A 6,172-nucleotide genomic window follows, 5' to 3' on the forward strand; every position below is an offset into this window, starting at 1 on the left:
GACACGTCCTAAAATAGGTTTACACCCAATACCTGGTAAAGGCTTAGTAGGGATATAGTAGGGATACAGTAGGGTTACCGTACTGTAACCGTACTATGTCGTCAAATGACAATCAGCGGGTAAAAACGATCAGTTGAGGGACGGGTCGATGGGGAAGTTGGCCATCATCGCGAAGTTGTTGCCCAGTTTCTGGAGCGATTGTTTCCAGATTTCGTCTTCGTTGCCGTTGAAGAGGAGGGGAGGGTTGATGCCGGAGAGGATCCAGCTTTTTTCATTGAGCTCGCCTTCGAGCTGCCCGCTGGTCCACCCGGAGTAGCCGATGAAGAACTTGATTTTCTGGAGGTCGAGTTCTCCGCGGTTGATCAGTTCAACGACGGTGGCAAAGTCTCCGCCCCAGTATAACCCTGGAAAAACTTCGAAGCCGCCTTCGATGAGGTCGGGGAGTTGGTGAATGAAATGAATGGTATCGAGCTGGACGGGGCCGCCGAAGAAGACGGGGATGTTGGGGGTGAGTACGGCCGGGATGAGTTCATCCAGTTTATGGTCGAACGGACGGTTGACGACGAATCCGAAGCTGCCTTCTTCCTGGTGTTCACATAACAAGACCACGGTTCGGGCGAAATTCGGATCTTTCAGGAAAGGGTCCGCAATCAGCAATATTCCAGGCGCAAGTTGTTCCATACCTATTTCCTTCTGCTCTGACCAAATTTAACCAACTCCGGGCAACTATCGGCAATGGGAAGGCACTTTTTTGCTTTTCCGGATGGTATCCGACGCATTTTGCCCTTTTTTTGTCGTTTTCGGCATGTGGTTGTCCCGGGAGGCGGCAGTATTTTTGGATCACACAAAACCCGTTTACCCATGGCAAAAACTGATTTCAAAACTATCGACGAGTACATCGCCACATTTGACGCGGACGCGCAGGTGGCGCTGGGAAAGATCCGGACCGCTATCCGCAAGGCGGCGCCAGATGCCGAGGAGGTGATCAGCTACCAGATCCCTGCCTACAAGTCAGGGAAGACCTTCGTGATATATTTTTCAGGATTCACCGGGCATTATTCGCTGGCGTTCCCGCCGCCGTTCACGGTGTTTACGGCATTTGCGAAGGAGCTGGCGCCTTACAAGCAATCGAAGAGCGTGGTGCAACTGCCCAAGGATTCCCCCCTTCCGCTGGACCTCATTTCCCGGATGGTGAAATTCCGCCTGGAGGAAGCGCAGGCTGGTGGGACGGCAGCCCCTGCAAGACAAGCCGCTTCGTCCCGGAAAGCACCGGCAAATTCCGCTTCGGCTAAAGCCGCGGCTAAAACTGATTCCAAAGCGAAAACGCCCGCAAAGTCCGCTTCGGCCGGTACAAAGGCTGCACCCAACGCGTCCGCAAAAGCAAAGGCGCCGGCAAAAGCAGCTGGTAAGAATGCTGCAGCTAAAACCGCGGCTAAAGGGAAAGCACCGGCTAAGGCTGCATCGGGTAAGAGGGCTGCAACAAAATCTGGTTCCAAAAAGTAAGCATTGGCAAATGCAGCCTCAGGTAAGAAGGCTGCTACTACCATGGCTGTTCGTAAATCGAAGGCTGTAACGACATCTGCTTCAAAAAAGTAAGCATCGGCAAACCCTGCCGCTGGTAAAAACGCTGCACTTGAAGCCACGGCTAAATGGAAAGCACTGGCTAATGCATCATCAGGCAGGAAGCGGCATGATCCGCTACGGTTGGCTCAAAGGCTGCAAATAAATCCGGAAAAGCACAAGGCAATTAGCCTCCTGCTGCAAAAGCCTCATTTAAAATTGTTTCATTTGTGAAGGCCGCGATAAAGACAAGGGCTTTGGCTCCATCTGCCTCCAAAGCAAGAGCTTCTGAAAGACAGCTCCAGTAGTGAAGGTTGCGACTAACTCCGTTTCTAAAGTGAGGTGCCGGGATAAAGCCGCTCCGGCAAAGTTAACACGCTTCCTGGCGGTCTCATCTGCGGCGCTTTCTCTTTGCGTATTGATGATCAGGCTTTTGATCCAAGGCATTAGATAGCTTCCGAAGGTGAAACTCGACCATGCTTCTATCGGCAGACATTTGAATATTGTTCAAAAAAGCTTTTTGCTTTTCACTCACATTCTGCCGGCACGACGCTTCATGGACCTCTACATCCAATCTGGCCTTGCGGTTATTAACACCCCGCTCCTGCAAATAGTCTCTTAACAGGGCTAGTATATCGTGGCAAAACGATGTGGATATGATAGTGCATGCTGGTGTAAGGTAGGGGAGCCATGGCATGGGCCTCCCTACGGAAATTTCCAGCACCTCTGCCATATAAAGCAATAACATGCCGCTGACAGTACCTAAAAATGAGGCAGCAAATCGCCACTTCCAGCGGTTGTTTTGTTCTTGCGGGATAACAAAAAAAGGTAATGGATGAGGCATTGGATTATTTTAAAAACTTCTGGTAACAATAATATTTATACTCGTGCCAGATTTCGACGGCGAGCTTCAGATCGTCTTCGGAATTCTCCTTATGCTGAAAAAGTGATACACTTTTGCCGGTGTACGGCCCGGTATACTTCATTTTGAAATCGGGACGGCTATAGACGAACAACTCATACCAGAAGGAGAAGAAAAATTCCCGGCCCTCAATTAAAATCCAAAGGAAAACCAGGTAAAGCATCGGAAGGAAGCAGAAAAGTACGATCATTATGCTCCATAAAATGTCATTCATTTTTCTAAGTTTTAGGGTGTCAATGTAAGCCGTAATTTGACATGAAAATTTGACCTCCGAAAATCGGAGGTGCTTATCTCCGGAAAATGTGATACAAAATCTGGCAGTATTCTCGTCCACTCTATTTCCCACCGGTTTCCACCCATTTCCCCAATCTCCGGAAAACCGAGAAATTCTCACCACAGCTACGGCCGTTTTTCCACACTGCTTCTACACGGGCAGGGAGCCCCGGACACAATACGTCCCCCCGTTCCCGCGTTATCTTTCCCGGCCAAACGCACGCGCCCGCCGGATCGAAAGGAATCCAAACTATTGTAACCCAATAAATTAGAAGGTGAAGTAAAGGCAATAAAAAAAGGGACCTAGAAAGATCCCTTACCATTTTATCAACCAAAATCTAAATCGCTTATGGAACGAATCCACGTCGATGTATGTAGAAAGTTTATTCGCTTATTTATGTCTGTTATCCAGTAGCAAATTTGGTACCAGATGACAGAACAAAGGTATGTAAAGTGTACATAATAACCGCGCAGTTTCTCCGTTAAAATTACGTTAAAGTGATGTTTTTTAACAGCAGCCCCCCATTATCCACCATATACCCCTGTAATTTTGTATCATAGTTGCTGTAGCAATTACCGGTGTACGCCGCTTTTTTCGCTATATTTATCGTTTCATAGTCTTACCAAATGCTGCCGTTAAAAAAGATATTTCCCGTCATTATCGCACTTATAACTCTTTCCTTGTTGGGAATCATTTATATACAGTTTAGCTGGATTCGTAATGCCGCCCACATCAAAAAAGAAGAGAAAGAACAGAAAATGATCGAAGCCGTTTTCTCCGCCGGCAACGAGCTCCTCAACCGCTCCATCACACCCGTCACCCGCATACAAATCGACCGCAACAAACAGGAAGGCGCCCTCGGCAAATTCATGCTCGAACCCTTCCCCGGCAATAATATCAAACCGCTCATACCCATCTCCGCGCAGGTCGACGTGAATGAGGTTTCCAACCTCCTCATCCGCGCCATGAAACAGAGCAAGCTCGATACCGTCTTCGAATTCGGCATCGCCATGAACAGCGAATATGGCGGCTCCACCACGCAACTGGCCTCCCGCAATTATCCCGAACGCCTCCGCCGCCGCGAAATGGATTCCGCACTCTACCAGGAGATCATCGTTCCCCTGGCCGAAAACCTCACCACGCCCAACCTCGAAGTGCTCCACGTTTTCGTGCCGCAAAGCAGCCTTACCATCTTCAAATCCCTCGGCTGGATGATCTTCGGCAGCATCCTCTTCACGATGATCATCGTGACGGCCTTCGCCCTCACCATACGGACCATGCTGGGCCAAAAGAAACTCTCCGAAATCAAAAGCGATTTCATCAACAATATGACCCATGAACTGAAAACCCCGCTGGCCACCATCTCCCTCGCCATCGACGCCATCGGCAACGAGCGCGTCATGGAAAACAAAGAGAAGATCCGCTACTTTTCAGGCATCATCAAGGAAGAAAACAAACGCATGAACAAGCAGGTGGAATCCATCCTGCAATCCGCCCTCATGGAAAAGGAAGAGCTCACCCTCAACCTGCAACCCATCGACGTGCACCAGCTCATCACCCATACGGTCGACAACCTCCGCCTGCAGCTCGACGGCAAGAACGGGCACGTGGACCTGCAGCTGCACGCCCTGCAGCCCATCATCAAGGCGGACGAAGTGCATTTCTCCAACCTCATCTTCAACCTGCTGGACAATGCGATCAAATTCTCCAGGGACAATCTCGAGGTGCGCATCAGCACCAGCAATACCCGCAAGCACCTGGTGATCTCCATTGCCGACAACGGCATCGGCATGAGCCGCGACACGGTGTCGCGCATCTTCGAAAAATTCTACCGCGCCCACACCGGCAACGTGCATAACGTAAAAGGTTTCGGGCTGGGCCTTACCTACGTGAAAGCCATCGTGGATGCACACAAGGGCAAGATCCGCGTGGAAAGCGTACTCGGCAAAGGCAGCCGTTTTACGATGGAGTTTCCGCAGGAGTAGGTATCTTTGCCGTGGAAATCAGACTGTAGCACAACATGTTGTCAGAAAAAGAACTCAACAGATATAAACATCCCATCGCAGTGCCCGGAATGGGCGTGCAGATGCAGGAACACCTGAAGAAAGCGCGCATCCTCATCATCGGCGCAGGCGGATTGGGAACCCCCGTGGCCCAGTACCTCAGCGCCGCCGGCGTGGGCGTCATCGGGATCGCCGATTACGGCGTGATCCTGGAAGAAGACCTCCACCGCCTGCTCATCTTCAATATGCAGGACCTCCGCAAGCACAAAGCCAAAATGGCCGCCAGCCGCTTGTTCTCCCTCAACCCCTGGAACAAGCATTACCCTTTCCTCATACAAGTCCGCCCGGACAACGCCCGGCAGGTTTTCCAGGGTTTCGATCTCATCATCGACTGCTCCCAGCACCGCGCCACCCACCTGGTGGTCAACGATGCCTGCATCCTCGATAATAAGCCCTTCGTCATGGGCGAAGTGCATAACTGGACCGCCTGGTGGGGCGGGTTCAATATGGCCCCCGCCAGCGGAGCGCCCCCCGCTTCGTACCGCTGCAACGAATTCCTGCTCGACGACTTCCGCAATTTCGACGCCGGCGCCATGGGCGCCACGCACGGCGCCACCGCCCTGCTCATGGTGAACGAAATCATCAAATACCTGGCAGGCGTACCCGGGCTTGCAGGGAAATTGCATACCTTCAATTACCTGCATCACCAGTTCGACGTGCGCGACCTCCATTCCGACGCCGCTAAAATCAAGGCCGTGAAGGAGCAAGGGCTCCTCTCCGCCGACGATTACGGCCTGGAGATCGTGCCGGATGTGGAAGACTGACCCGTTTTCACCCAATACCCCGGTCCTGTATGGTTTACTACATCCTTGCCGGTTACATCATACTCATCCTGCTGGCCTTCATCATCCAGGACCGCTTCATCTGGAAGCCGGAGAAGCTGCGCCCGGATTTCACCTTCCATTACGACCAGCCCTTCGAAGAGCTGTTCTTTGACCCTGAACCGGGCGTAAGGCTCAACGGCCTTCACTTCCAGGTGACGGAACCCCGGGGGCTGCTGCTGTATTTTCATGGCAACACGCGGAGTATCAAAGGTTGGGGGAAATACGCCCGCGACTATACCCGGCATGGCTACGACGTGCTCATGGTCGATTACCGGGGTTTCGGGAAGAGTACGGGCAAACGGTCGGAAACGCAGTTGCTGAAAGATGCGCAGTTCGTGTACGACGAGCAACTGAAAAAGTACCCGGAACACCACATCCTCGTCTACGGCCGGAGCATGGGAAGCGGGTTTGCGGTAAAACTGGCCTGCGATAACAGGCCCCGCTACTGCATCCTCCACGCGCCCTATTACAGTTTTACCCGCGTGGTCAAACGATTTTTGCCTATTTTACCGGTCACGTGGGTGCTAAA

The 6,172-nt window shown here is 51.8% G+C and carries 7 protein-coding genes; 4 read left to right on the forward strand and 3 right to left on the reverse strand.

Annotated elements, in window-relative coordinates; translation table 11 throughout:
- Positions 1 to 129 precede the first annotated feature (129 nt).
- Positions 130 to 681 (reverse strand): YqgE/AlgH family protein, encoded by a 552-nt coding sequence (locus Q0510_RS05970; protein WP_298709139.1) that lies wholly within the window; start codon positions 679 to 681, stop codon positions 130 to 132.
- Between the two features lie 180 nt (positions 682 to 861).
- On the opposite strand from Q0510_RS05970, the gene Q0510_RS05975 reads away from it, so the two are divergent.
- A complete protein-coding gene (locus tag Q0510_RS05975; protein ID WP_298709142.1) occupies positions 862 to 1,503 on the forward strand; it encodes an iron chaperone in 642 nt (213 codons plus the stop codon).
- Positions 1,504 to 1,951: 448 nt separating this feature from the next.
- Here the strand turns inward: Q0510_RS05975 and Q0510_RS05980 are convergent, their stop codons facing one another.
- On the reverse strand, positions 1,952 to 2,404 hold the full coding sequence (locus Q0510_RS05980; protein ID WP_298709144.1) for a hypothetical protein: 453 nt from the start codon (positions 2,402 to 2,404) through the stop codon (positions 1,952 to 1,954).
- Positions 2,405 to 2,408: 4 nt separating this feature from the next.
- Positions 2,409 to 2,696, reverse strand: coding sequence for a hypothetical protein (locus Q0510_RS05985; RefSeq protein WP_298709145.1), 288 nt, complete (start codon positions 2,694 to 2,696; stop codon positions 2,409 to 2,411).
- Positions 2,697 to 3,436: 740 nt separating this feature from the next.
- On the opposite strand from Q0510_RS05985, the gene Q0510_RS05990 reads away from it, so the two are divergent.
- The 3 genes from Q0510_RS05990 to Q0510_RS06000 all read left to right on the forward strand — a co-directional run.
- Positions 3,437 to 4,741 carry a HAMP domain-containing sensor histidine kinase gene (locus Q0510_RS05990; protein ID WP_298709147.1) on the forward strand — a complete coding sequence of 435 codons (1,305 nt, stop codon included), beginning with the start codon at positions 3,437 to 3,439 and terminating at the stop codon, positions 4,739 to 4,741.
- A 35-nt stretch (positions 4,742 to 4,776) separates the two neighbouring features.
- A complete protein-coding gene (locus Q0510_RS05995; RefSeq protein WP_298709149.1) occupies positions 4,777 to 5,583 on the forward strand; it encodes a HesA/MoeB/ThiF family protein in 807 nt (268 codons plus the stop codon).
- 29 nt (positions 5,584 to 5,612) lie between these two features.
- The coding region (locus tag Q0510_RS06000; protein ID WP_298709151.1) for an alpha/beta fold hydrolase at positions 5,613 to 6,172 on the forward strand (560 nt) is incomplete at its 3' end.

The sequence above is a fragment of the uncultured Chitinophaga sp. genome, from assembly GCF_937874145.1.
Lineage (GTDB): Bacteria > Bacteroidota > Bacteroidia > Chitinophagales > Chitinophagaceae > Chitinophaga.